Source organism: Bacillus sp. 01N45 (genome assembly GCF_056399205.1).
The window spans coordinates 25,693-49,737 of the sequence record NZ_JBFTQW010000016.1; the positions used below are offsets into that span (position 1 = coordinate 25,693).

Sequence of the window (24,045 nt, forward strand, 5' to 3'; positions counted from 1 at the left end):
TTTTTACGGTATGAAACAGGAAAATGAACTATACTTGACGTATGTTTATGTTGTAACTATAATTGTTACGATTTAGTATTTATCGGAAAGGGTGAACGGAAAAGTGAATGGAGTTAATCACGAAATATATAAACCTGTCAAGACAAATAGGTTATGGATGATTCTTGTATTAGGGACACTTACGGCGATTGGGCCATTATCTATTGATATGTATTTGCCTTCTTTACCAAAATTAACAGATGATTTACAAACAGGCGCATCTCTTGCACAGCTTACATTGACAGCATGTTTGCTTGGGCTTTCAGTAGGACAATTATTTGTTGGTTCAATTAGTGACATTTACGGAAGGCGCAAACCTCTTATTATCGCTCTTATTATTTATGTTGCTTCTTCTTTACTTTGTGCTATTGCACCATCTATTTGGAGTTTAGTGTTATTGCGCTTCTTACAAGGGGCTTCAGGATCGGCCGGGATTGTTATATCACGTGCAATGGTACGTGACATGTATTCAGGTTCTGAAATGACGAAGTTTTTCTCACTGCTCATGTTAGTAAACGGAGCAGCGCCTATTTTGGCACCGATTATAGGGGGACAATTACTACAGTTCACAACATGGCGCGGTGTCTTCATCGTTCTCGGAGCAATTAGTGTATTCATGTTAATATCAGCTACTTTCGTATTACGTGAAACATTACCTCCTGAAGAAAGAGAAACAGGTGGTTTGTCAGGGACATTGGCGACGTATGGAAAACTGTTAAAAGATCGTTTGTTTATGGGATATGCATTATCACAAGGGCTAGTAACGGCGGCAATGTTTGCTTACATTTCGGGCTCACCATTTGTGTTGCAGAACATATACGGAGCATCACCACAGCAATTTAGCTTATTCTTTGCGATTAACGGTATCGGTATTATTATTGCTAGTCAGGTTACGGGCCGTTTAGCAGGGAAAGTGAATGAGAAAACGTTATTCGTTTCCGGTATTATTATTGCAGCCGTTGGTGGTTTATCTTTACTACTGACAATCTTACTAGGAATAGGTTTAATTGGTGTTTTATGCTCGTTATTCCTTGTCGTATCAAGTGTCGGGGTTGTATCAACAACTGGGTTCTCATTAGCGATGAGAAATCAGAAACAAGCTGCAGGAACAGCGTCGGCTTTATTAGGTTTATTACAATTTATTTCAGGAGCACTTGTTGCACCGTTAGTAGGTATTGGTGGAAGCAACACCGCATTACCGATGGGGGTTGTAATAGCTCTTTGTGAAATTGGTGCTGTATTATGTTATCTATTTATGGCCAGAAGAAGTGAAAAGCAGTTTGAACTACAACAAAGACAAAATTTAGAGGCTTAACAAAAAAGAACTGATTCAAAGGGAATATTTGAATCAGTTCTTTTTTTCATTTCTTTGAAATACCTCATACATATTATTCATGATCGTATCATATAAAACAGCAAGTTTATCCCACGCCCAGCGATTACTATCGACTTCTTTTTCCCCGCAGTCGATAATATCGGTATGGTCGGTAATTTTATACGCTTTTTTAACGATAATAGGAGCAATTTTCGGTATACGTGGGATTTCTTTTAAGATATCTGCGAAGTTTCCAATGTAGACATGACCGATGATTTCGATTGTTAATGATTTATCTGATATATTTAGCACGGTATGAAATTGATTTGTATGTTGTTGTTTTAAATATTGGGCTAACTTAAATGGAGCATGTTTCTTTTTTAATACGCGGCGAAGGCTCTCTGTATTTTCGATATGAAGTGATTTTTCACGAATAAGGACACGAATATCTTCTCCCATAAAAGGCATTGTGTTGTACATAGATGATTCTCCTTAAAAACTTACATATGTTTGCGTTATGCATATGTAAGTCTAGCATGGTTTGTTCTTTATGTGTGCTTACAGTTTTGTAAGGTGATGTAGTAAAGCAGTGCAAAAGTTATTTGCATAAAGTGACGATACTGTGACAAAAATGTAGGCATGTATATTAAGGTAGCGTCTTAAGTGTAAAAAGTAGGATGTTCTCGGTATAATAACAAGTGGAGATAAAAGAAACTATAATGAGTAGTAGCTGTAGATAAAAGGAGAAGAAGAGATGAAGAAGGTTTTGGGTATTGCTGTAATGGGAAGTATGATCCTTCTAGCAGGATGTAATGGAAATAAAGATACGAAAGAACCGAAAGAAAAGGTAGAGCAATCTACTGAGCAAACAGAAGAGATGAAAGAATACCGTGCAGTACATGAAAAATACGATATGAAAATGAATAAAGAAATTAATAAAGCACTACAGTTATTTGAAGTGGCAAAAGAAAAGGGCGGTAAGGAAATAACGAATGCTACATATAAAGAAGATGTGCAAAAGGTAACGACTAGCATGTTAGAAGATATTGATAATATACGTAAAGAAATTCGTGTTCCAAAATCGAAAGAGCAAGAACATGAGGTATACGCTGGTTTCTTGAATGAATCGGAACAAGCAATGAAAAAATTACAGAAGTTAGCTAAAGAAGAAGACTCATCATTGATTCGTGATATAGAAATTAACTTTGCAACAGCATCAACATACTATAAACGTTTTCAAGCAGAAACGAAAAAATAACCTTGCGTACGCGCAAGGTTATTTTTTCTTCTTACCATCTCCGTCTTCATCCCCGGATACTAATACATTTTGTTTTTCGTGAAATTCAGAGATTGTTTGTCTGGTAATATTATCTATCGAATGGAGTATAAAAAGAAGTGATACGTTTCTTTTTAATAAAGAGTTTATCCCGCTATTTGCCGGGCAGTAAGACCCCCACCTCAAAATTCAGTGAAAGCAAAGAAGTTAGGTAGGGGATCCACTGCCCCTAAAAGCCCGATTGGTTCAACTAATAATCAGTGGGGGATGCCCCCCACTGATTAAAGTTTCACTTTATAGACCCCGATGATGACAAGTATAACGATTGTTAATGGTAATCCTATAGTAGCAAGAAGCAAGGGATCCATCTTATAACTTCTTTAATATTATTTCTTTTTATTATAAGAGAAAACTGTAATTTCGATAAAAGGAGCGAAAACTGATTTTTCTAAATATATCCAATTTGATTGACTTTTCATTTTTTCAGAATTATAATTCAAAATATACAATTTGAACCAAATAATAATATAGCAATTTACTTATCCAGAGAGGTAGAGGGACTGGCCCTATGACACCTCAGCAGCGGGTTCTGTAACAGGAACACCGTGCTAATTCCAGCAAGCAAGTCTTGAAAGATAAGTGATGGGCCTTCGTTTATTAAGCCTTGATCTTATTTTTTAAGATCAAGGCTTTTTGTGTTTTAAGAAGCGGAAAAGTAATAGGAACAAATATGTCAATAAAACAAAGTAAATACATTTGTTTAGGGGGTTATTGAAGTGTATGTTATTAAAAAACTATCGGTTATGGTGTTCACGCTATGGGTCATTACAACAGTAACATTTTTGATTATGCATATCATTCCAGGGGATCCATTTTCATCAGATGCGAAAATCTTTCCTGAAGAAGTGATACAAAACATGAGAGCGAAGTATCACCTTGATGAACCGTTATGGAATCAATATGTTGCTTATTTAGATGGCGTAGTTCATTTTGATTTTGGTGAATCTGTTCAATCCACAGGTCAAGGTGTATCAGAAATTATAACGACAGGATTTGGTCCATCAGCGATTATTGGTTTACAAGCACTTGTTATTTCATTATTAGTCGGAATTGCAGCAGGTACATTTGCAGCTCTATATCATAGGAAAGTAATTGATTATAGTGTGAGCTTACTTGCGATTCTCGGTATTTCTATTCCAAGTTTTATTTTAGCACCACTATTTATACAAGTATTTGCTATACAATTTGAACTTTTACCAGTAGCGTCTTGGGGCACATTCGAACATACGGTATTGCCATCCTTCGCATTAGCGTTAGGACCAATCGCGGTTATTACAAGATTTGTTCGCTCTAATATGATTGAAGTTTTGCAGAGTGATTATATTAAGCTAGCGAGAGCGAAAGGCATACCAATTAAGAAAATCATTATAAGACATGCTCTTCGAAATGCGATTGTTCCGGTACTTACATTTGTTGGACCGTTAATGGCTGGACTTTTAACAGGAACTTTCGTTATTGAAAAAATATTTTCCATTCCTGGTCTAGGAAAATATTTTGTAGATAGCATTTTTAACCGGGATTATCCGGTCATTATGGGAACAACGATTTTCTATAGTGCATTATTAATTTCTTGTATTTTCATTACAGATATTATTCACCGTATTGTGGATCCGCGTATTCGTTCTATTACGTAAGGAGGGGGGCATTTAAATGGGAGCTTATGAAATCAATAAACAGTTATTAACGAATGAGGAGAAAAAAGAATTAACGATAAATAAAGATCAGCAAACGATTAGTCGAAAGAAGGAAGTGTTTCGCAAGTTTATATCAAACCCTATAGCAGTTTTAGGGGCAGTGACGTTATTACTAATTATTATTTTCTCACTGGTTGGCGAAAGTTTAACGGCATTTACTGCGAGTGAACAAGTAAAAGAAGCAACAAACCTCCCACCTAGTAGTGAGCATTGGTTCGGAACAGATGATTTAGGAAGGGACATATGGGCGCGCACCTGGGCTGGAGGGAAAATTTCACTAACAGTTGGATTAGTGGCAGCGGCTCTTGATATAGGAATAGGTGTACTAATCGGGGGCTTTAGTGGATATGTGAGAGGACGTAGTCGCCTTGGAACGTTAATTGATGAGTGGATTGTACGAGGGATTGAAGTGTTATACGGTATCCCATATTTATTAATTGTTATTTTATTATTAATCGTTATGAAACCAGGGCTTTTTACAATTATTATTGCCCTTGCATTAACAGGATGGATTGGCATGGCACGTCTCGTTAGGGCACAAGTATTATCTTTAAAGCAAAGAGAATTTGTTATTGCAGCAGAGCGATTAGGTACATCGCATATGAAGATTATATACGGACACATCATTCCGAATTTAACAGGCATTATTATCGTAAATTTATCATTTACAATTCCAGCAGCTATTTTCTCAGAATCATTTTTAAGCTTTATCGGACTCGGAGTACAATCACCAGCAGCGAGCTGGGGAACGATGACGAACGATGCACTCGGGACATTACTAAGCGGAGAATGGTGGCAATTATTCTTCCCAGCAATCATGATTGCACTCATTATGTTTGCATTTAATGCAATTGGTGATGGTTTGCAAGATGCAATTGATCCGAAGATTGTAAAACGGAATCGAAAGGAGAAAAAACATGGGACAGCTCTTATCTTTAGAAAACGTAACATTGGTCGTTGAAAAAGAGAATAGTAAGCAAGCAATTGTGAAGCATGTTTCCTTTTCTATTAATGAAGGTGAAATCGTTGCACTTGTAGGAGAAAGTGGTTCAGGAAAAAGTGTTACAGCACAATCTATTGTCGGATTAAATCAAGAATCTATTCACATTGATGACGGAAGCATCTCTTTCCAATCTCAAAGGTTGACGAATTTACAAGAATCAGAATGGAATCAAATTCGAGGGAAAGATATTTCATTTATCTTTCAAGACCCTCTGTCCTCTTTAAATCCGACGATGAAAGTAGGAAGGCAAATTACAGAAGTGATTTTGCAACATGAGAAAAAATCGAAAAGAGAAGCAAAAGAAATTGCGATTAACTTATTAAATGATTTAGGGATACATGAAGCAGAGAAACGTTTTGAACAGTACCCACATCAATTAAGCGGAGGCATGAGGCAACGTATTTGTTTAGCAATTGCTTTTGCGTGTCACCCAAAGCTCGTTATTGCAGATGAGCCTACAACTGCATTAGATGTAACGATTCAAAAGCAAATTATGGGGTTATTAAAAGAGCGAAAAGAAAAACAAAATACGAGTATTTTATTAATTACACATGATTTGGCGCTTGTACGTGAAGTAGCTGACCGAGTAGTTGTGATGTACGGGGGACGTGTTGTTGAAAAAGGGACGATACAAGAAGTGATAGGTTCACCTAAGCACCCATATACGAAAAGTTTATTGCAAGCTATTCCGAATATGGATGATTCCGAAAAGGTACTTAGGGCCATTGAGGGAACAACACCATCAATTGAAACGTTAAATAGCTTTGGGTGCCCATTTGTAAATAGATGCCCAGTAGCAATACAAGAATGTGTTCATCGTTTCCCTGATAGAACAGCATATTCTGGGGAACACAGTTCACATTGTTGGCAACATGTTCTAGAGCATGACCAAGCGAAATCAAAAGAGAAGGTGAATGCCTCATGACGACAGATTTAATTACTGTAAAGCAAGTAACGAAAACGTATGGAAGTAAAAAGAAAGAAATCATAGCGCTAAAAGATATATCACTTTCTATCCCGAAAGGAACGACGCTTGGCATTATTGGAGAAAGTGGTTCAGGAAAGACAACACTTGGTAAGCTCATAGCTGGGATCGAGAGCCCAACGTCTGGTCAAATTGATTATAACGGTCAAGTTGTTCACAAGTTGAAATCAGCTCATAAGCGAGATTTCTTGCAGAAAGTACAATTCATTTTTCAAGATTCAACAGCTGCATTAAATCCGCGCTGGAAAGTACGCGATAGCGTAACAGAAGGATATATTTCATTCGGTTTAGGTGATAAAGGATTGAAAGATGAGGTAGCAGGTGATGCGCTAGAACGTGTTGGATTAGATAGACGATACACTGATCGATACCCACACGAATTTAGCGGAGGACAACGTCAACGGATCGCTATTGCAAGGGCGTTATTATGTGAGCCAGAAGTATTAATCCTGGATGAACCAATTTCAGCGTTAGATGTTTCACTTCAAATCCAAATTGTGCACTTGTTGCAAAAGATTCAAAAGGAACAAGGCTATACATATTTATTTATCGCGCATGATTTGCCGATGGTTCACTATTTATGTGAAAAGGTAGCTGTCTTATATAAAGGAGAACTTGTTGAATTTGGAAATACGGATGAAGTATTCCGTAATCCACAACATTCTTATACAAAAACATTATTAGCATCAACACCAAAAATTTCGGGTTAAAGGAGAATGTAGGATGAAGAAGTTTTTATTATTTGTCATTATGACCGTATTAGCAATTACTTCTGTCGCTTGCGGTAAAAAAGAGGCGCAAAAGGCGAGTGCTGGTAAGGGAGAAGGAGATCGATTAGTAACGAATATTGGTAGCGATCCATATACACTCGATTCCGCTATTGCAACAGATAGCACATCAGGTTATGTAATTGGACATTTATTCTCAAGCTTATATACGCAAGATAGTGATGGGAAATATCAAAATGAATTAGCAGAGAAAGAAGAAGTAAATGCAGATGGAACTGAATATACAATCCATTTAAAGAAAGATATTAAATGGTCAGATGGTTCTCCTATTACAGCAAATGATTTTGAATTTGCATGGAAGCGATTATTAAATCCGAAAACGGGTTCTATGAATGGGACAGAAATGTACTTTATTAAAGGTGCAGAGGCGTATAATACTGGAAAAGGTGAAGAAAGCCAAGTTGGTATTCAAGTTGTTGATCCTCAAACATTAAAGGTAACACTTGAGCACCCAGTTGCTTCTATTAAACAAAAATTAGCGAGTTCATTATTTATTCCATTATCTAAAAAATCAATTGATGACAACAACAAATTAAAAACAGATCCAAAAGAGTTAATTACAAATGGACCATTCACGTTAAAAGAATGGAAGCATAACCAAGCAATTACAGTACAAAAAAATAAAGAATACTATGATAAAAAGGTAACATTAAAAGAAATTGAGTTTCGTATTATTCCAGATTCTAAAACAGCGTACCAATTATACAAATCAAAAGAATTAGATTTACTAAGTGGTTTACCACAAGAAATGATTGAGAAAGAAAAAGGAAATAAAGAATATAAGCGTGTTGCGGGATTCTCATCTTATATTTATTCGTTTAACGTAGAAAAAGAGCCATTCACAAATGCGAAAGTACGTAAAGCATTTTCATTAGCAGTTGATCGTAAGTTTATCGTTGAAAAACTGTATAAGAATAATGCGCAAGAAGCATATGCATTCGTTCCAGAAGGAGCAAAAACACAAAGTGGTCGTGATTTCCGTAAAGAAAAAGGTGATTACGTAAAATTTGATACAACAGAAGCGAAAAAATTATTAGAAGAGGGTATGAAAGAACAAGGTTGGTCTACATTACCTGAAGTAACATTAAAATTCACAACGGATACACAGCATAAAAAAGTAGCAGAAGCAATGCAGGAAATGTTTAAGAAAAATCTTGGTGTAGATATTAAATTAGAAAATAAAGAGTGGAAGAGTTACATCGATACATATAAGCAAAGTGATTTCCAATTAGCTTATATGGGATGGGGCGGTTCTTTATTAGACCCAATTACTAAACTAGATTTATATGCAGGTGATGGTCCAAACAACTATGCAAAATGGCATAATAAAGAATTTGACGCTTTAATCAAAGAAGCAGAAGTTGAACAAAATGAAGATAAGCGTTTTGATTTATTGCATAAAGCAGAAGATATTATGTTTACAGATTCACCGTTAATTCCAATTATATTCCCTTCTGATTCTTACTTACAAAAAGGATCAGTATCTGGACTTCAATATTATGTTGGATCTAAACCAGATTTAAGATATGCAAAAATAAAGAAGTAGGCAACCGCCTACTTCTTTATTTTATTTCTCTTTTATATTCTTTTTTCGTTCCATCAGAGAAGACAACTTCTAAATCAAACTTTTGGTAGTCTTTATCAAGTTTGAACACATTTACTACTTGATCGATTACTTCTTGGTCGGGAGTATCTTTATTAAATTTTAATTCTTGTAGAAGTGGGCTTAATTTTGTGATAGCCTCGTCTCCTGTTAATTTTACATCTGCTTTATGATCTTCAATTTTTGCTTCCATTTTTTTATCTGCTGCTACATTTTTATAGTCAGCTTCGTAGTCTTTCTTTGTATCTTGGTAGTCTGCCTTTAAATCGAATTCATTGAAGTTTAGTTTTAAATCAGCAGGAGCTTCATTCTTTGCCTCTTCTGTAGTCTTTTTATTAGAAGTTGTGTCTTCTTTAACAGGAGCTTTACATCCTGTTAATGCAGGTACTAGCATAAGAGCTAATAAAACTGATAGTAAAATTCTCATTAAAAATTCCTCCTTATGTAAATTCGTTCTATACAAGTTTTTCCCAAAATCATGTAATTATGTATGAGGTGAAAATAAATTATTACCCTATAGCCACAAGGGATAATCCGCAATTTAAATCAAAAATGATTTGTATGTATATGGTAAATTGAAGTTGTGAGGGGGTACTAACATGCATGAAGAATATAAAGAGATGATAAAACAAGCAATTGAATATATAGAGGATCATTTACATGAGGAGCTTACAACAGAAAGAGTGGCGTCTCACAGTGCAGTATCGATGTACCATTTTCATCGCATCTTTCAAAGATATGTTGGGATGAGTGTAACGGATTATATTCGAAAGAGAAGGTTAACTTATGCTGCGCAAGCCTTAGTGTCAACGGAGAGGGCTGTTATTGATATTGCAGTACAATACGGCTTTTCCTCACAAGAGGCATTTACGAGAGCTTTTAAAAGAATGTTTCAATTGCCACCAAAGAAATATCGAAAGGATGGATCTTAAGTGGAAGTCATCCTGCTGAGTATGAGATGGGCTTAGATTATGAAGTTGCACATCAAGGAAAAGTATCTGCATACATAAAAGCAAAAGAAAATGTTACGCACGGAGGATTTTCAACATTAATGCAAATGTTCCGAGCAGATAAATATGTAGGTAAAAGATTACGTTTAACAGCATTTGTTAAGAGTGAGAACGTAAGAGATTGGGCAGGATTGTGGATGAGAGTAGACGGAAAAGATACAGAACCACTCGCTATGGATAACATGCAAAATCGCCCAATTAAAAATACGAATAACTGGCAATCGTACTCGGTTGTATTAGATATAAAAGAAGAAGCACTTGGTATAGCATTTGGTGTCTTATTATCAGGGGAAGGTTGTGTGTGGCTAGATAGTATTCGATTTGATGAAGTGGATGAAAAAATTCCTTCAACAGATTTGGCTGAAAATTTTTATGAAACACTACTAGAAGAGCCAATAAATCTGCAATTTGAAGAGATAGAAAAGTAAGGAGAAAAGCTATGTTCAAATATGCAAAACTAATAAGTATTAGTTTAGTAGTATCGTCTTGTATTATGGGAATTAACTATTTCATTAGCTATCTGTGGTCGGGACATATACCTTCTTTGACGTGGAGAACATATTTGATGTTTATGTTTATATTTATGATGAGTTTTAGTTCGATGCAAAAAGAAGGGGAAGAGGATTATTGACAATAGTCTTCTTCGCCTTTCTTTCATTAACACAAATGTTCATAACTGTTTTCGGAAATGCAGGTATGATCTTTAATATAATTTCACTATCATTACAACTTGTAAGTTCGGGTGTAATTGTACCACATGAGATGCTTTCTAAAACATATCAAACAATCGGTGAATTATTTCCCGCAACATATGCAGCGAATGGCTATTATACAATAATATTTGGGGGAGTAAGTTTAGAGAAAAATATTATTTCATTATTAGTCATTATATTAGTTACACAATTGGTAGCAGTAATTACTGTATCTATAAAAGGAATAGTAAAGAGAAGAAGCTATGTAGTTAAAGAAGTATAAAATAAAAAAGGTATCCTGCGATTGGATACCTTTTTTATTTTATTATTTTGTAACTTCTGTCCACTTGTAGTTAAATTCACCACCGAAGTCAGTTGTTACAAGCCCTTTAATAAATCCGCGTTGTAGGTAAGAACGACCTTGTTGGTATAAAGGAGCGACAGCACCGTCTTGTAATAGGATTTTTTCAGCTTGCTTCATTACTTCAAAGCGAGCCTTTTCATCGCTAGCTAAATCTGTTTTCACTTTATGAATGAGCGCATCGTACTCTTTGTTAGAGTATTTATCGAAGTTATAAGCACTATCTGTTGTAAATAAATCTAAGAATGTAATTGGGTCAGCGAAGTCAGGGCCCCAGCCATCAATACCGATTTCATAGTCACCACTTAATAGTAGTTTCAGCTGTTGTTTACGTGGTTGTGGTTTTAATGTCACTGTTAATCCATCTAGGTTCTTTTCTAGTTCACCTTTTAAATATTCACCAGTTTTTTTAGCTAAAGCATTATCACTTGTTAATAGTTCGATTGTTACTTTGTCAGTACCAAGTTCTTGTTTCGCTTTTTTCCAGTTTTCTTTCGCTGTTTTCACATCATCTTTGACTAGGTTTCCGTTTTCTTTACGGAAGTCGTTACCTTCTGGACTCTTTGCGAATTTCGCAGGAACCATTCCTTCAGCTGGAATAGCACCGTTATTTAAAATTGTTTCTACGTATGCTTTTTTATTCATTGCTCCGTTAATAGCAAGGCGTGCATGTTGATTTTTTAATGTTTCATTTTTTTGATTTAGTCGTAAAAATTGAATGCCAACTTCAGCGCGGTCTTTGAAGTTTGGATCGCTCTTATATTTATCAACAAACTCCGCAGTTAAAGCAACGCGATCAATTTGTCCTGAATCGTATAAGTTAACTTCTGTAGATTTATCTTTAACGACATTGAAGTTGATTTCTTCTAATTTTACAGTTTTAGCATCCCAATAGTTAGGGTTCTTCTTCAATTGGAAGCTTTGCTCGTGTTTCCAGTTATTTAATATGAAAGCACCGTTGTAAATTAAATGATTTGTTTCTAAACCATATTTATCGCCCTGAGATTTTAAGTAATCTTCATTAATTGGTAAGAATGTTGAGAATGTCGTTAAGCTTAAGAAGTAGGGAACAGGACGGTCTAGTTGTACTTCTAACGTTTTATCATCAAGAGCTTTGACACCTAGTTGATCAATTGGCAATTGTTTCTGGCTTATTTGTTTCGCATTCTGTATATCGAAGAATAAGAATGCATATTCAGCTGCTGTATCAGGATTTACGGCACGTTGCCAAGCGAAGACAAAGTCCTTTGCTGTAACTGGAGTACCGTTTGACCATTTTGAATCACGCAGGTGGAATGTATATTTTGTTTTATCGGGACTAAGGTCAACCGACTCAGCAACACCAGGAATTGGTTTGTTATCTTCTCCCATTGCATATAAACCTTCAAAAACATTGCGCATTACGCTCATGGATTCCCCATCCGTTGCTTTTGCAACATCCATTGTTGGAATTTCTGAAGCGAATGATAAGTTAATTGCCTGTTTATCAGGTGCTTTATCATTTGCTTTCGCTCCGCTTGCATGATCTTTATTTCCTCCGCAAGCAGTTAGTAATAGACTTGCCCCTAAAACAGATGCAACAACAGGTACAACTTTTTTCTTCATTGTTCGTTCCTCCCTAAATGTGTTGTTCGTAACGTCGTAATGTCCACGTTTTGAAGTGTAGCTATAGAAGAAGAGAAAACCTATTATAGATATGTGTATGTAGGTAATCAGGTGTTCTATATGTATATACATGTTGAGCTATAATCTATCGTTATATGTTTCAACGTAGTAGACGTTATATTTTGATGGTGAAATATTTTGTTTCTTTGATTATTTAGAATATTAACACTGGAAAGAACTATATGTCAATAATAAAAATAGATTGTTAATTTCTTAGAATAATATATTAAAAAAGCAGATTTCCTCGCATTAGGGAATCTGCTTTTAATATGTTTTGCTAAAAAAACAATTGGTGTGGGCTAATAATCAGTGGGGGATGAAGAAAACCCCACTGATTAAAGTTTCGCTTTATTTTTCAATTTTGGCCCATTTGAAGTTTAATTGACCTGCAAAGTCTACTTGCACAATTCCTTTCACATAAGAACGTTCTAAATAAGATTCGCCTTTTTGGTAAAGAGGAGCGATAACAGAGTCTTTAAATAATATTTTCTCGGATGCTAGTAATGCTTCCCAGCGAGCTTTTTCATCACCGGCTAAAGTTGTTTTCACTTTTGCTATTGTTTCATCGAACTCCTTATTAGAGTAATGATCTAAGTTGTAAGGGTTATTCGTTGTAAATAGCTCAAGGAATGTAATTGGATCTGCAAAGTCAGGGCTCCAGCCGTCAATTCCAATTTCGTAGTCACCTTTTAATAAAAGTGAAACTTGTTGTTTACGTGGTTGCGGCTTTATATTTACTGTTAAGCCATCTAAATTCTTTTCTAATTGTCCTTTTAAGAACTCACCAGTTTTCTTTTCAAGGTCACCGTCACTTATTAATAGTTCTAATGTTATTTTTTCAGACCCAAGTTCTTGTTTTGCCTTTTTCCATAATTCTTGAGCAGATTTTGTATCAACCTTTGTTAAATCGCCGTTTGCAGCACGGAAGTCTGTTCCGTCAGGTCCTTTTGCAAAGTTTTTCGGTACGAGACTAGAGGTTGGTGTGGAGCCGTCATTTAATAACGTATTTACAAAGGATTTTCGATCAATTGTTTGATCGATTGCTTGGCGTGCAGAAACGTTTTGAAGTACTTTGTTTTGTTGATTCATACGTAGAAACTGTACCCCTACGTTTGGCCGTTCTTTAAAGTTAGCATCCTTTTTATATTTATCAACGAAGTCAGATGTTAGTTTGATACGATCTAATTGTTTTGACTCGAATAAATTTACTTCTGTAGATTTTTCCTTTACGACGTTAAAATTGATTTCTTCCAGTTTGACAGTATCTTTATCCCAATAGGTAGGGTTTTTCTTAAATTTAAAGCTTTGCTCATGCTTCCAATCGCTTAGTGTAAAAGCTCCGTTGTACAAAATTGTATTGTCTTCTAACGCATACTTATCACCTTGTGCTTTAAAGAATTCCTCGTTAATTGGTAGAAATGTTGGGAATGCTGTTAAGCTTATAAAGTACGGAACAGGACGTTCTAATTCTACCTCAAACGTATGGTCATCAATTGCTTTTACACCAAGTTGATCGGCTGGAAGTTCTTTGTTGTTAATTTTTGTTGCATTTTTAATATCAAAGAATAGAAATGCATATTCAGAGGCTGTTGCTGGATCAACAGCTCTTTGCCAAGCGAAGACAAAATCTTTCGCTGTGACAGGAGTGCCGTTTGACCATTTTGAATCTCGCAGGTGGAATGTGTATTTCGTTTTATCGCCACTTACTTCATGAGATTTCGCAACGCCAGGGACAGGTTTGTTACCTTCACCAAGATTATACAAACCTTCAAATACGTTTCTCATTACTTGACCAGAATCAGTATCTGTAGCACGAGCTGTATCCATTGTTCGTATTTCCGTAGGTGAAGATAAGTTTAAAACCTGTTTACTAGGCGCCTCGTCTTTTGCATTTGCTCCGCTTGCTTCGTTTTTATAACTACCGCAACCAGTTAATAAAATACTTACTCCTACAGCTGATGCAATACCGGGTACAAACTTCTTTTTCATTTGATTTTCCTCCTAAATAATTAAGTTTGGATGATGATGAGGGAAATGAAAAATAAAAAATCCCTCTTTTCATATTGAGAAAGAGGGATTTTTACGTACAAGTTATGCACCCGTATATAAACGAAGTCCCTCATTCTATCTTTCAAGCACAATGCTTGCAGGAAGTGGCACAGTATTCAAAATGAACCTGTTGCCGAGGTTTCAAAGGGCCAGTCCCTCCACCTCTCTTGATACAATGAGTAAACGAATAAATTTTATTAATTTTTGTGTTTCTTTGATAATTCAAAATCTTACACCTTGGATGATGAAGTGTCAACCAATTGAAATATAGTTTAAATTTTCAGTTTTATTTAACGAGAAAAACCACTGCATATGGCAGTGGTTTTTCTACTAGAAGTCAAAGTTATCTGGATCTGGACCAACGCGACGATCTTCATTTAGAGCTTGAATTGCTTTCATGTCATCAGCACTTAATTCAAAATCGAATATATTTGCATTTTCAATAATGCGATGTTCTTTAATAGATTTAGGGATTGTTACAACTTCATTTTGTAAATCCCAGCGTAAAATAATTTGTGCAGTTGATTTATTATATTTTGTCGCAATGTCTTGTAATGTGGAGTTATCCAGTAGTTGTCCCTGCATTAATGGTGACCAAGCTTCAAGCTGGATGTTATGTTCTTTACAGAAAGCGTGTAATTCTTCTTGTGCTAAACGTGGGTGGTATTCCACTTGATTGACCATTGGCTTAATTTCAGCGATTTCAAACACGTCTTGTAAGTGGTGAATGTGGAAATTACTCACACCGATAGCACGAACACGGCCATCTTTATAAAGTTTTTCTAACGCTTTCCATGATTCAGTATATTTCCCTTTTACAGGCCAATGTACTAAATATAAATCTAAATATTCTAGACCTAATTTTTCTAATGTAGTTTCAAATGCTTGAAGTGTTGTTTCATATCCTTGATCGCTATTCCATACTTTTGATGTAATAAATAATTCTTCACGTGAAACACCTGCTTCACGGATCGCTTGTCCAACGCCTTCTTCGTTTTGATAGATTGCTGCAGTATCGATGCTGCGGTAACCATTTTTAATTGCTGATTTTACAGACTCAATTACTTCTGAACCATCTTCTACTTTAAAAACACCTAAACCGAACCAAGGCATTTTTACACCGTTATGTAATGTAGTATAGTCTTTTAAACTTGTTAAACTCATATTATTTCCCCCTAGCTTTTTTGTTTGTTGCTTCTACTGCTTTTTGAATCGCCTCTGAAAAATTATATTCATATAAAGCTTTGAGACCTTCAGCTGTGGAACCACCTGGCGTTGTTACTTGTTCGCGGAGGTTAGCCGGATCTTGCGTTTGTTCAAGCATAGAAGCAGATCCAGAAATCATTTGAATGACAAGGTGTTTTGCGGTTGCTTCATCGACGCCATAACTTTTTGTTGCTTCAATCAAGCTTTCAGCAAAGTAATAAAGGAAAGCTGGTGCACTTCCAGTAACTGCAGTAAGCTGATGAACTTCTTCCTCAGTGCAAAGTTGCGAAGTACCAATGCCTCTTAAAAGCAGTTGCAAGGTTTCTTGATGCATCTCGTTTACTGATTGTCCTGTTGTATATAAGGAGATTGACTTCCCAATTTCAGCAGCTGTATTTGGCATAATCCAAGCAACAGGCGTGTCCTTAGGGAGTCTAGCTTCTAAATAAGATGGACCAATGCCAGCAGCTACCGTTACGACAAGTTGATTCGATAGTAACGGAGATAGCTCCGCTAATAATTCTTCATGTGCAGAAGGCGGCATTGCTAAAACAATCGTATCAACAGATGTAACATGCTGCTTCCAATCTGTTGTGATAGACACATTATATCGTCCTTGTAATTGTTCTAGCTTTTCTACGTTGCTGCGGTTAGAAACGATAATTTTTTCGATGTATTCTTTGCTTGTTTTAAGTAATCCGGAAAATATAGCTTCTGCCATACGACCAGCACCAATAAATAGAATTCGATGTTTAGTTAGCATATCCTTTATTCCTTTCTAGTGGAGATATGTTATAAAAAACGATACCATCTTTAAGAGAATTTTGTAAAAAGAAAAGACTTACCGTAGATGGAATGGATAACGAGGAGGAGGAAATTCATGGTAAAGGGAAGCGTTGTTCCTTATACTGGTGATAGGGAATTTATTATACATCTGGGGAGAGATGATCATGGTCAGAAGTCCGCTTTTTTTATTCATTTCTAGTATTATTTGCGTATTGGTTGGATTTTATATTCAATCGAGTTATATTGAAATTTTCGCATCGGTTATGGGGATTATTAATGTTTGGTTATTAGCGAGGGAAAAGGTATCTAACTTTTTGTTTGGCATGATTACGGTTGCGGTATTTCTGTATATTTTCATTACGCAAGGTTTATATGCAATGGCAGTATTGGCAGCCTTTCAATTTATATTTAATGTATATGGTTGGTATTATTGGATAGCACGTAGTGGGGGAGAAGAGATAAAAGCAACAGTTCGTTTAGGTGTAAAAGGGTGGACTATTTATATAATCTTTATGTTAGTTGCTTGGATTGGTTGGGGCTATTATCAAATCCGTTATTTAGAATCAACTAGTCCATATTTAGATGCTTTAAATGCTGTACTAGGATTAGTAGCTCAATTTATGCTAAGTCGAAAAAATTTAGAAAACTGGTATTTATGGATTTTGTATAACGTGGTTAGCATTGTGATTTATATTTCCACAGGTTTATACGTCATGTTAATATTAGCTGTTATTAATCTCTTTATATGTGTAGCTGGTTTACTAGAGTGGAAGAATAACTATAAAAGACAGGGGCATRTAAATAATTATATTTAGAAAACAATTGAAAGAGAAAAACCCCTGAAGCATATATGCTTCAGGGGTTTATTAATAGATTATAAGTTTATGCTTTTGTCATACCTAATAATACAGCGCCGCCGATAATTAAAACACTACCTAGTGCAATAAAGATCAATTGACGTTTTGTTTTCTTTTCACCTAAGAAGACAATCGCACCGAATGTTGAGATAACGATTCCAGTTTGAGATAATGGGAAGCTTGTTGCTACTCCGACACGTGGTAATGAAAGAAGTAAGAATAAGTTTCCAGTTCCCCATAGTAAACCAGATAAAGCATTACGGATTGCATATTTGTTAAATGGTTTATGTTTAGATGTCAATACAACCGCACCGACAAACATACCAACTGCTTGTGGTAAAATAGCAGACCAACCATCGATATTATACCAACGAATAATAATTACATATACAAGGTAACCGAAAGTAGAAACAATTAAAGTAAGAAGTCCTTTTTTCAATTGTCCTGGTGGCTGTGCATTTTCTTTGTCATCTAATGATGTGAATACAACACCAACTACGATTAATAGGATTGCAATCGTTCCCAGAACAATCGTTGTTGTAGTAGTCCACTCACGGAAAGCGATAACCCCAAAGATAGAAGTTGCAACAAGTTGCATACCAGTAGAAATCGTTACAGTAGTTGAAACACCTAGTTTTTCAACTGTTTTTAATTGGTTTACTTGTCCTAATGCCCAGAATAAACCTGAAATAAAACCAACAATCAAGACTGTCATTGTTAAAGCTGGTTGAGTAAATACATACATAATTGTTGCGAAGAATAGAGCACCGATTGTCATACCTACCGTTTGGCTATATGCACCACCGCCCATTTTTACGCTTACTAATAAGATGTTTCCCCATGCAATTGCAGGAAGAAGCGCTAATAAAATGTCCATTACAAGACTCCCTTCGGTTTTCTATACCAATATAATTACATATCGTTCTAACGATCGGTAATGCCCCACTACTAGAGTAGAAGATTACCGATCGCTAAAACAGGATGAAGAATTCACGATATAAATGCGTTTTCATTTCTTCATTTTTTGAAACACCTCCATATAATAACAGGAAATTGCCTATTTTAGAAAGTGAATTCAAATAAAATGTATATTTTAATAAAAGGTAAAATTCAGTTATTTCCCGATGGTATATTTTATTTCCTAAGAAATAAAGAAGCAGCTTCGAAAAAAGCTGCTTTAAGAGTTAGTAATTCTTTTATTGATAAGCTGAATACATAGCAGAAATAGGAGTGACAAACTGATAGTGATAACTACAAGTGTCCAGGCGAGCTGCATATTACTTGCATCAATTGCCATATAAATTGCAGTTGGGATAGTCTGTGTTTTACCAGGAATATTTCCGGCAAACATGAGCGTAGCACCAAATTCCCCTAGCGCACGAACAAAGCTCAAAATCATTCCGCTTAGTAAGGCAGGAAATGCCAGCGGAAGTGTAACGTGTAGAAAGACTTGAAATTCACTTGCACCAAGGTCACGAGCGCTTTCTTCAATTTGTATATTTGCAATAGAAAATCCCGTTTTTGCTGATTGATACATGAGTGGAAATGCAACAACTGTAGAAGCGATGATCGCAGCAGTAGATGTGAACATAATGGACTGCTGAAATATTGATTCTATCCATGTTCCAATGGGACTATTATTTCCAAAAATGATAATGAGAAAAAAGCCGATTACAGTTGGTGGAAGTACCATTGGTAATAAGAAAATAGTTTCTAATATTATTTTATATCTCCATGAGGAGCGTGCTAGCGCTCGCCCGATAATCGTCCCTAAAATTGTAACGATAATGGTGGCGCATGCAGCTACTCGTAAAGATAGAAAGATCGGTAACAAAAGGGCATCAAAGCTCATGGCAATTATGATAGGACTGTAAATCCATATTTCTTAAAGATAGATTGTGCATCTTTTGACTGCAAATACTCATAAAATGAAGTCGCCTCTTTCTTATGCTTAGATTCCTTTATAACACCTAAAGGATAGTGGATTGGCTCATGCGAAGTAGCTGCTGCTGTCTCACCAATCTTTACTTTTTTTGAAATAAGAGCATCTGTTTTGTATACAATACCAGCATCGACATTACCTGTTTCTACATATGTTAACACTTGGCGAACATCTTTTGTAAATACGATTTTATTTTGAATGTCATTCCAAAGATTTTCATGTATGAGAGAAGCCTTTGCGTATTTTCCCGCGGGTACAGATTCAGGTGTACCAAGTGCGATTTTCTTAATTTTTTCATCTTTTAAATCTTGAATTTTCGTAAGAGAACTATCTTTTGGGATAACTAGAACAAGTTCATTTCCAAGAAGATTTTTCCCTTCTTTTTCATTAATGAATCCTTTTTTTACAAGAGTTTGGAATTTATCTTCGGCTGCTGAGAAGAATAAATCAGCAGGCGCGCCTTGTTCAATTTGTTGTTGAAGTGCACCAGAAGCACCGAAGTTAAAAGAAAGTTTAATATTAGGTTCTTTTTCTTTATATTGTGTTTCAATTTCTTTTAGTGCATCTTGTAAGCTTGCAGCTGCTGATATAGTAAGTTCAACTGCTTTTCCTTCTTTAGCAGTTGATTTCTCTTTCTTTTCGCCGCTTGTACATGCGGCACTAAATATAAGAAGAAAAGAAAGTATAAGTGCTCCGATGGATCGTAATGTAAACTTGTTCATAAAAAAATCCCCTTTCGTTTTGACATGTTTAATTATAACTAATTATAACTAGATATAACTAGTTATAATTGAATATAATTTGAACGATGTAGTTGTTTTTAAATATAGGAGAAATATTCTTTTCTTTGTTACAATGAAGGAAGAAAGTGAGGAATCGTCTATGGATCATCATTCCTACACAACGGAAGAAGTAGCGAAGCGATTAAAGGTATCAAAATTAACTGTATACGATCTAATTAAAAAAGGAGAACTTCCTTCTTATAGAATTGGTAGACAGATGCGCATTGATGCAACAGATTTAGAACAATATATAAAGCAAATGAAAACAGGGAAAATACAAGGTACTCCTGTAAAGAGCGAAGATAGTAGGGGCTTGGATACATGTATTATTAGCGGACAAGAACTAACGTTAGATATGTTGGCAAAACGTATAGAAAATCGCCTGCCAAGTTCAAACATATTAAGGGCATATCAAGGTAGTTTAACGAGTTTAGTAAAAATGTATCAAGGAGAAGGAAATATCGTTAGCTTGCATTTGTTTGATGGAGAAACAGGTACATATAATGTTCCGTATGTAAAACGTATTTTAGTGGGACAACCATGTACGATGATTAATTTATTAGCAAGAAACGTTGGGTTTTATGTGCAAAAGGGAAATCCGAAAAATATAAAAACATGGGCTGATTTATCTCAATCATCTATACGATTTGTAAATCGAGAAAAAGGTTCTGGCATTAGGGTGTTAGTGGATGAACAATTGCGCATTCAAAAATTAAATAAAGAGCGTATTAGTGGATATGAATGGGAAGAGTCGAATCATCTTGGTGTTGCCACGCAAGTCGCAAATGGAAAAGCTGACGTAGGAGTAGGTTCAGAAAAGTTTTCACAGATTGTAAATGTAGACTTTATTCCAATCATGAAAGAACAGTATGATTTAGTGATTTTGAAGAATAAAGAAAATGAAGAGCTGATCGAAGTCGTGAAAGACATTCTGCAATCGGAAGAATTTCATAATGAATTAAAAGCGATTGGCGGATACGATATGACGAAAACAGGTCAAGTTATATATGAAATAAAGTGAAACTTTAATCAGTGGGGGTTTTCTTCATCCCCCACTGATTATCAGCCCTCACCAATCGGACTTTAATGGGCAGCCCGACCCCCACCTAACTTCTTTGCTTTCGCTGAATTTTGAGGTGGGGGTCTTACTGCCCATTAAAGCGGGACAAACTAAAAAGCTGCTTGTCTATAAGACGAGCAGCCTTTTCTATATATAAAGGGGTTTGGGGAAACAAAGTATTAAACAAGACCTTGAGCAAGTGTGTAAATGAAGGCTGTAAGAAGAGTCGCTCCACTTGCAAGTCCGATAAAGTCTGATTTGTTAAATGTAATGTTGTTCATTATAATCTCTCCTTATTTATTTATTTATTTAATGTAGTTGCAACAGCTTTTGCATCGACAAGTGCGGATAGCACCATGCCCATTGTATGTAAAAATTTGTTTGATTTCATTTTGTTCATCATGCGTATCCGCTCCTTTTCGAATTGTTGTTGCCCTGCTTTATGTCTTAATTATAGGAAATATGATCGCCTGCAACTATCGAATTAGCTTACGGGAGACTTACATTTTTGTAAGAAAAAAAGACATTCATGTAAGAATGTCTTTTAAAGCATATTGATATGATGATGCTCTTCAATTGTTTTTAAAAAGCTACGCATTGAATTCGTCATATAACTATCTTTACGGCGTATGAAAACCGTTGAAATACTACCATATTTTTCAGGGATTGCATGACAATGTACCTTACCAGCTTTAGAAAGATGGTGGACAGCAGACTGTGGTACGAGTGTAATTCCAAGGCCGAGTGCAACACTGTTTAATATCGTTTCTAATATATTAAATTCCATAATTCTTTTTGGGAGCAAACCTTCATCTTTAAGCCATCGTTCTAGTTTGGAACGGTATCCACATCCTTGGTTAAAAACGAGTAGGGGCGTTGTTGTAAATTCTTCTATATGAAAAGCTTTATTTTGTGTTACAAGCATTAATTTTTCTGTACTAACATCGTATTGTTCAATTAGTGGGTGTTTAATAGGCCCTGATATAAAGGCACCATCTAATTGATGATCAAGTACTTCTCTAATCAATGCTTCTGTTAGACCCGCTTGTAATGATAAATCGACATTCGGATAGCGTTTATAGTAAGAAGATAAAATGGTAGGTAATGTACTTACTGTTTCGACTGTACCGATTTTTAATATGCCAGAGGGAGTTTCACTATCTAAAAATACTTGTTTTAGCTCGTCAACATCTTGCAAAATTTTATTAACATAAACGAGCATTTTTCTTCCTTCAGCTGTTAAAGTCATGCCTCGTTTATGACGATAAAAGAGCGGTGTTTTTAGTTCGTTCTCTAGTTGTTTAATACGTGCAGTTACATTTGATTGTACGTAATTTAATTCCTTTGCTGCGCCGCTTACACTACCTTTGTCGGCAACGTTCTGGAAGATTTGTAAATCTCTTAATTCCATAATGTGATCCTCCTTGATGTTAACTATCATTATAAATGATAGTTAACATCATTTTGAATCATTTTACGTGATATATTTTTTCTTTTACAATTCTCTTTGTGCAAATAGAAAGAAGTGGGGGATTGTGGTGAAAAAAGGTCAAATGATAATAGGGGCTTTAGCATGTTTAATTGCAAGTATGTCGTGGGGAGCAATGTTTCCGGTTGCTGATCATGCGCTAGAATACATAGATCCATTTTATTTTTCGCTTATTCGCTATGGAGCAGTGGCGATCGTACTGATTGTATTGTTGTTAATGAAAGAAGGAAAACAGGCATTTCGTTTAGAGGGAAGAGGAAAGTTACTCGTCTTTTTCGGAACGATGGCGTTTACTGTATATAATGTACTTATATTTTTAGGTCAAATGTTAATGGGAAAATCAGGTGTGATGGTAGCCTCCATTATGGAAGCACTGATGCCGATGATTTCTATTTGTATTCTATGGGGATATAAGCATGTAAAACCGAAAAAGTATATGATAACGAGCATGATTATCGCTTTTGTAGGGGCTGTATTCGTTATTACGAAAGGTGATATGAGTTTCTTTTTAACATTGAAAGATAACATGTTTTCGCTGGCCTTTATATTTGTTGGGGTTGTAGGTTGGGTTATTTATACGATGGGTGGTCAAACGTGTAGCGATTGGTCAACATTACGTTATTCTACGTTGACGTGTGTATTCGGTACGACTGTCACAGGGATTATAACTGTAATCATTACATCGTTTGGATACGTATCGGTTCCGAGTATGGGAACGATTTCTATCGTGAAATATGATTTATTGTTTATGATGACATTACCAGGTATCGTAGCGTTACTTGCTTGGAACTATGGTGTGAAAATTTTATCGTCCATTAATGGGATTTTATTTATTAATTTTGTACCAATCACGACTTTGGTTATTATGATGATGCAAGGATATCGAATAACAATGTTTGATATTATAGGGACTTTACTTGTTATTGCAGCACTTATTCGCAATAACGTTTGTCAGAGAAAAGAAGAAAATATAAACAAGCGAAGTTTACAAGAAGAGCAATTACGTCAAGCTGTTTAATAGGCAATTGGAGGATTTCACATGTTAGAAAGTTTATTGTTTTTCTTCGCCGTCGGAGTTGCCTGCGAGCTTGCAGCAATTAACCGAAATGGTCGTAAAAAGATAAAACAACAAGCTGAGCTGATACAGCTTTTAAAAGAATTGAAAGAAAGAAAAATGTAAAAAGACGACCGGGCATAGACGGTCGTCTTTTTCTATATAAAGGGGAAAGGGGACACAAAGTTATACAAGCGTAGCAGCGTAAATAAAAGCAGTAAGAAGAAGAGAGCCACTAGCTAATCCTAAAAAATCTAATTTGTTAAAAGTGAGGTTATTCATGATGCATTATCCTTACTTGTTTAATGTAGAAGCAACAGATTTTGCAT

The 24,045-nt window shown here is 35.6% G+C and carries 25 protein-coding genes, 3 pseudogenes and 2 riboswitches; of the genes and pseudogenes, 14 read left to right on the forward strand and 14 right to left on the reverse strand.

What is annotated here, in order from left to right; genetic code table 11:
- Nucleotides 1-103: 103 nt before the first annotated feature.
- Nucleotides 104-1,354: a multidrug effflux MFS transporter gene (locus AC1DMU_RS26270; RefSeq protein WP_080377454.1), complete on the forward strand. Its 1,251-nt coding sequence runs from the start codon at nt 104-106 to the stop codon at nt 1,352-1,354.
- Nucleotides 1,355-1,387: 33 nt separating this feature from the next.
- Here the strand turns inward: AC1DMU_RS26270 and AC1DMU_RS26275 are convergent, their stop codons facing one another.
- Nucleotides 1,388-1,834: a hypothetical protein gene (locus tag AC1DMU_RS26275; protein WP_088061698.1), complete on the reverse strand. Its 447-nt coding sequence runs from the start codon at nt 1,832-1,834 to the stop codon at nt 1,388-1,390.
- 274 nt (nt 1,835-2,108) lie between these two features.
- On the opposite strand from AC1DMU_RS26275, the gene AC1DMU_RS26280 reads away from it, so the two are divergent.
- Nucleotides 2,109-2,612, forward strand: coding sequence for a hypothetical protein (locus AC1DMU_RS26280; RefSeq protein WP_000756533.1), 504 nt, complete (start codon nt 2,109-2,111; stop codon nt 2,610-2,612).
- Between the two features lie 18 nt (nt 2,613-2,630).
- On the opposite strand, the pseudogene AC1DMU_RS26285 reads toward AC1DMU_RS26280, so the two are convergent.
- Both AC1DMU_RS26285 and AC1DMU_RS26290 read right to left on the reverse strand, forming a co-directional pair.
- Nucleotides 2,631-2,769 (reverse strand): annotated as a pseudogene (locus AC1DMU_RS26285) (DUF3951 domain-containing protein).
- Nucleotides 2,770-2,920: 151 nt separating this feature from the next.
- Nucleotides 2,921-2,998 (reverse strand): annotated as a pseudogene (locus AC1DMU_RS26290) (DUF3951 domain-containing protein); the annotation flags it as partial.
- Between the two features lie 168 nt (nt 2,999-3,166).
- Nucleotides 3,167-3,272, forward strand: a riboswitch (SAM riboswitch).
- Between the two features lie 134 nt (nt 3,273-3,406).
- On the opposite strand from AC1DMU_RS26290, the gene AC1DMU_RS26295 reads away from it, so the two are divergent.
- Genes AC1DMU_RS26295 through AC1DMU_RS26315 form a run of 5 tightly spaced genes read left to right on the forward strand, consistent with a single transcriptional unit; the run spans nt 3,407 to nt 8,706 of the window.
- Nucleotides 3,407-4,324: an ABC transporter permease gene (locus tag AC1DMU_RS26295; protein WP_088061700.1), complete on the forward strand. Its 918-nt coding sequence runs from the start codon at nt 3,407-3,409 to the stop codon at nt 4,322-4,324.
- A 16-nt stretch (nt 4,325-4,340) separates the two neighbouring features.
- Complete coding sequence (locus tag AC1DMU_RS26300; RefSeq protein WP_088061701.1) at nt 4,341-5,345, forward strand: ABC transporter permease; 1,005 nt, start codon at nt 4,341-4,343, stop codon at nt 5,343-5,345.
- Nucleotides 5,302-6,312 (forward strand): ABC transporter ATP-binding protein, encoded by a 1,011-nt coding sequence (locus AC1DMU_RS26305; RefSeq protein WP_088061703.1) that lies wholly within the window; start codon nt 5,302-5,304, stop codon nt 6,310-6,312. Before AC1DMU_RS26300 ends, AC1DMU_RS26305 begins: the two co-directional genes overlap by 44 nt.
- The gene (locus AC1DMU_RS26310) at nt 6,309-7,082 is read left to right on the forward strand and encodes an ABC transporter ATP-binding protein (RefSeq protein WP_060486393.1); all 774 of its coding nucleotides are present in this window, start codon (nt 6,309-6,311) and stop codon (nt 7,080-7,082) included. Before AC1DMU_RS26305 ends, AC1DMU_RS26310 begins: the two co-directional genes overlap by 4 nt.
- Before the next feature lie 13 nt (nt 7,083-7,095).
- Nucleotides 7,096-8,706: a peptide ABC transporter substrate-binding protein gene (locus AC1DMU_RS26315; protein ID WP_070169278.1), complete on the forward strand. Its 1,611-nt coding sequence runs from the start codon at nt 7,096-7,098 to the stop codon at nt 8,704-8,706.
- A gap of 16 nt (nt 8,707-8,722) precedes the next feature.
- Here AC1DMU_RS26315 and AC1DMU_RS26320 read toward each other — a convergent pair whose 3' ends face one another.
- Nucleotides 8,723-9,190: a YusW family protein gene (locus AC1DMU_RS26320; RefSeq protein WP_088061704.1), complete on the reverse strand. Its 468-nt coding sequence runs from the start codon at nt 9,188-9,190 to the stop codon at nt 8,723-8,725.
- Nucleotides 9,191-9,362: 172 nt separating this feature from the next.
- Between AC1DMU_RS26320 and AC1DMU_RS26325 the strand changes: the two are divergent.
- From AC1DMU_RS26325 to AC1DMU_RS26335, 3 genes and pseudogenes are all read left to right on the forward strand, one after another.
- Nucleotides 9,363-10,201, forward strand: a pseudogene (locus tag AC1DMU_RS26325) (helix-turn-helix transcriptional regulator).
- Nucleotides 10,202-10,212: 11 nt separating this feature from the next.
- Entirely contained in the window at nt 10,213-10,404 is a 192-nt protein-coding gene (locus AC1DMU_RS26330; RefSeq protein ID WP_075312858.1) for a hypothetical protein, read from the forward strand.
- Nucleotides 10,401-10,748: an ABC-2 transporter permease gene (locus AC1DMU_RS26335; RefSeq protein ID WP_097891789.1), complete on the forward strand. Its 348-nt coding sequence runs from the start codon at nt 10,401-10,403 to the stop codon at nt 10,746-10,748. Before AC1DMU_RS26330 ends, AC1DMU_RS26335 begins: the two co-directional genes overlap by 4 nt.
- Nucleotides 10,749-10,790: 42 nt before the next feature.
- Here the strand turns inward: AC1DMU_RS26335 and AC1DMU_RS26340 are convergent, their stop codons facing one another.
- The 4 genes from AC1DMU_RS26340 to proC all read right to left on the reverse strand — a co-directional run bounded on the left by AC1DMU_RS26340 (nt 10,791) and on the right by proC (nt 16,509).
- Nucleotides 10,791-12,431, reverse strand: a complete 1,641-nt coding sequence (locus AC1DMU_RS26340) for a peptide ABC transporter substrate-binding protein (protein ID WP_088061706.1) — start codon at nt 12,429-12,431, stop codon at nt 10,791-10,793.
- 408 nt (nt 12,432-12,839) lie between these two features.
- Nucleotides 12,840-14,480 (reverse strand): peptide ABC transporter substrate-binding protein, encoded by a 1,641-nt coding sequence (locus AC1DMU_RS26345; protein WP_088061708.1) that lies wholly within the window; start codon nt 14,478-14,480, stop codon nt 12,840-12,842.
- Between the two features lie 132 nt (nt 14,481-14,612).
- A riboswitch (SAM riboswitch) is annotated at nt 14,613-14,717 on the reverse strand.
- Between the two features lie 153 nt (nt 14,718-14,870).
- Nucleotides 14,871-15,704 (reverse strand): aldo/keto reductase, encoded by an 834-nt coding sequence (locus AC1DMU_RS26350; RefSeq protein WP_088061710.1) that lies wholly within the window; start codon nt 15,702-15,704, stop codon nt 14,871-14,873.
- A gap of 1 nt (nt 15,705) precedes the next feature.
- Nucleotides 15,706-16,509: a pyrroline-5-carboxylate reductase gene (gene proC / locus AC1DMU_RS26355; RefSeq protein ID WP_088061712.1), complete on the reverse strand. Its 804-nt coding sequence runs from the start codon at nt 16,507-16,509 to the stop codon at nt 15,706-15,708.
- 187 nt (nt 16,510-16,696) lie between these two features.
- Between proC and pnuC the strand changes: the two genes are divergently transcribed.
- Nucleotides 16,697-17,347 (forward strand): nicotinamide riboside transporter PnuC, encoded by a 651-nt coding sequence (gene pnuC, locus AC1DMU_RS26360; protein WP_476941641.1) that lies wholly within the window; start codon nt 16,697-16,699, stop codon nt 17,345-17,347.
- Between the two features lie 67 nt (nt 17,348-17,414).
- Here pnuC and AC1DMU_RS26365 read toward each other — a convergent pair whose 3' ends face one another.
- The 3 genes from AC1DMU_RS26365 to modA form a co-directional block, all read right to left on the reverse strand.
- Complete coding sequence (locus tag AC1DMU_RS26365; RefSeq protein WP_000353549.1) at nt 17,415-18,266, reverse strand: GRP family sugar transporter; 852 nt, start codon at nt 18,264-18,266, stop codon at nt 17,415-17,417.
- A gap of 300 nt (nt 18,267-18,566) precedes the next feature.
- Nucleotides 18,567-19,241, reverse strand: a complete 675-nt coding sequence (modB, locus tag AC1DMU_RS26370; RefSeq protein ID WP_088061716.1) for a molybdate ABC transporter permease subunit — start codon at nt 19,239-19,241, stop codon at nt 18,567-18,569.
- Between the two features lie 5 nt (nt 19,242-19,246).
- Nucleotides 19,247-20,053, reverse strand: a complete 807-nt coding sequence (modA, locus tag AC1DMU_RS26375; RefSeq protein WP_088061718.1) for a molybdate ABC transporter substrate-binding protein — start codon at nt 20,051-20,053, stop codon at nt 19,247-19,249.
- A gap of 133 nt (nt 20,054-20,186) precedes the next feature.
- On the opposite strand from modA, the gene AC1DMU_RS26380 reads away from it, so the two are divergent.
- Nucleotides 20,187-21,134: a helix-turn-helix transcriptional regulator gene (locus tag AC1DMU_RS26380; RefSeq protein WP_087984958.1), complete on the forward strand. Its 948-nt coding sequence runs from the start codon at nt 20,187-20,189 to the stop codon at nt 21,132-21,134.
- 218 nt (nt 21,135-21,352) lie between these two features.
- On the opposite strand, the gene AC1DMU_RS26385 is transcribed toward AC1DMU_RS26380, so the two are convergent.
- Together AC1DMU_RS26385 and AC1DMU_RS26390 are read right to left on the reverse strand one after the other, a co-directional pair.
- Nucleotides 21,353-21,454, reverse strand: coding sequence for a DUF3948 family protein (locus AC1DMU_RS26385; RefSeq protein WP_001060018.1), 102 nt, complete (start codon nt 21,452-21,454; stop codon nt 21,353-21,355).
- Between the two features lie 263 nt (nt 21,455-21,717).
- On the reverse strand, nt 21,718-22,584 hold the full coding sequence (locus tag AC1DMU_RS26390) for a LysR family transcriptional regulator (protein WP_048542928.1): 867 nt from the start codon (nt 22,582-22,584) through the stop codon (nt 21,718-21,720).
- Nucleotides 22,585-22,711: 127 nt separating this feature from the next.
- Here AC1DMU_RS26390 and AC1DMU_RS26395 point away from each other — a divergent pair, with 127 nt between their 5' ends.
- Entirely contained in the window at nt 22,712-23,680 is a 969-nt protein-coding gene (locus AC1DMU_RS26395; RefSeq protein ID WP_048542927.1) for a DMT family transporter, read from the forward strand.
- Between the two features lie 21 nt (nt 23,681-23,701).
- Nucleotides 23,702-23,842, forward strand: a complete 141-nt coding sequence (locus AC1DMU_RS26400; protein WP_000894064.1) for a YrzO family protein — start codon at nt 23,702-23,704, stop codon at nt 23,840-23,842.
- A 60-nt stretch (nt 23,843-23,902) separates the two neighbouring features.
- On the opposite strand, the gene AC1DMU_RS26405 is transcribed toward AC1DMU_RS26400, so the two are convergent.
- Complete coding sequence (locus tag AC1DMU_RS26405) at nt 23,903-23,998, reverse strand: DUF3948 family protein (RefSeq protein ID WP_001061782.1); 96 nt, start codon at nt 23,996-23,998, stop codon at nt 23,903-23,905.
- Nucleotides 23,999-24,045: the final 47 nt, after the last annotated feature.

Bases quoted from the DNA above. Each gene is read 5' to 3' on its own strand.
- AC1DMU_RS26330 (WP_075312858.1), top strand. From the start codon at position 10,213: ATGTTCAAATATGCAAAACTAATAAGTATTAGTTTAGTAGTATCGTCT.
- AC1DMU_RS26365 (WP_000353549.1), bottom strand. From the start codon at position 18,266: ATGGACATTTTATTAGCGCTTCTTCCTGCAATTGCATGGGGAAACATC.
- AC1DMU_RS26310 (WP_060486393.1), top strand. From the start codon at position 6,309: ATGACGACAGATTTAATTACTGTAAAGCAAGTAACGAAAACGTATGGA.
- AC1DMU_RS26405 (WP_001061782.1), bottom strand. From the start codon at position 23,998: ATGAATAACCTCACTTTTAACAAATTAGATTTTTTAGGATTAGCTAGT.
- AC1DMU_RS26280 (WP_000756533.1), top strand. From the start codon at position 2,109: ATGAAGAAGGTTTTGGGTATTGCTGTAATGGGAAGTATGATCCTTCTA.
- AC1DMU_RS26400 (WP_000894064.1), top strand. From the start codon at position 23,702: ATGTTAGAAAGTTTATTGTTTTTCTTCGCCGTCGGAGTTGCCTGCGAG.
- AC1DMU_RS26320 (WP_088061704.1), bottom strand. From the start codon at position 9,190: ATGAGAATTTTACTATCAGTTTTATTAGCTCTTATGCTAGTACCTGCA.
- AC1DMU_RS26340 (WP_088061706.1), bottom strand. From the start codon at position 12,431: ATGAAGAAAAAAGTTGTACCTGTTGTTGCATCTGTTTTAGGGGCAAGT.
- AC1DMU_RS26385 (WP_001060018.1), bottom strand. From the start codon at position 21,454: ATGAACAACATTACATTTAACAAATCAGACTTTATCGGACTTGCAAGT.
- AC1DMU_RS26305 (WP_088061703.1), top strand. From the start codon at position 5,302: ATGGGACAGCTCTTATCTTTAGAAAACGTAACATTGGTCGTTGAAAAA.
- AC1DMU_RS26345 (WP_088061708.1), bottom strand. From the start codon at position 14,480: ATGAAAAAGAAGTTTGTACCCGGTATTGCATCAGCTGTAGGAGTAAGT.
- AC1DMU_RS26380 (WP_087984958.1), top strand. From the start codon at position 20,187: ATGAAGGAAGAAAGTGAGGAATCGTCTATGGATCATCATTCCTACACA.
- AC1DMU_RS26275 (WP_088061698.1), bottom strand. From the start codon at position 1,834: ATGTACAACACAATGCCTTTTATGGGAGAAGATATTCGTGTCCTTATT.
- proC (WP_088061712.1), bottom strand. From the start codon at position 16,509: ATGCTAACTAAACATCGAATTCTATTTATTGGTGCTGGTCGTATGGCA.
- AC1DMU_RS26350 (WP_088061710.1), bottom strand. From the start codon at position 15,704: ATGAGTTTAACAAGTTTAAAAGACTATACTACATTACATAACGGTGTA.
- AC1DMU_RS26300 (WP_088061701.1), top strand. From the start codon at position 4,341: ATGGGAGCTTATGAAATCAATAAACAGTTATTAACGAATGAGGAGAAA.
- modA (WP_088061718.1), bottom strand. From the start codon at position 20,053: ATGAACAAGTTTACATTACGATCCATCGGAGCACTTATACTTTCTTTT.
- modB (WP_088061716.1), bottom strand. From the start codon at position 19,241: ATGAGCTTTGATGCCCTTTTGTTACCGATCTTTCTATCTTTACGAGTA.
- AC1DMU_RS26315 (WP_070169278.1), top strand. From the start codon at position 7,096: ATGAAGAAGTTTTTATTATTTGTCATTATGACCGTATTAGCAATTACT.
- AC1DMU_RS26390 (WP_048542928.1), bottom strand. From the start codon at position 22,584: ATGGAATTAAGAGATTTACAAATCTTCCAGAACGTTGCCGACAAAGGT.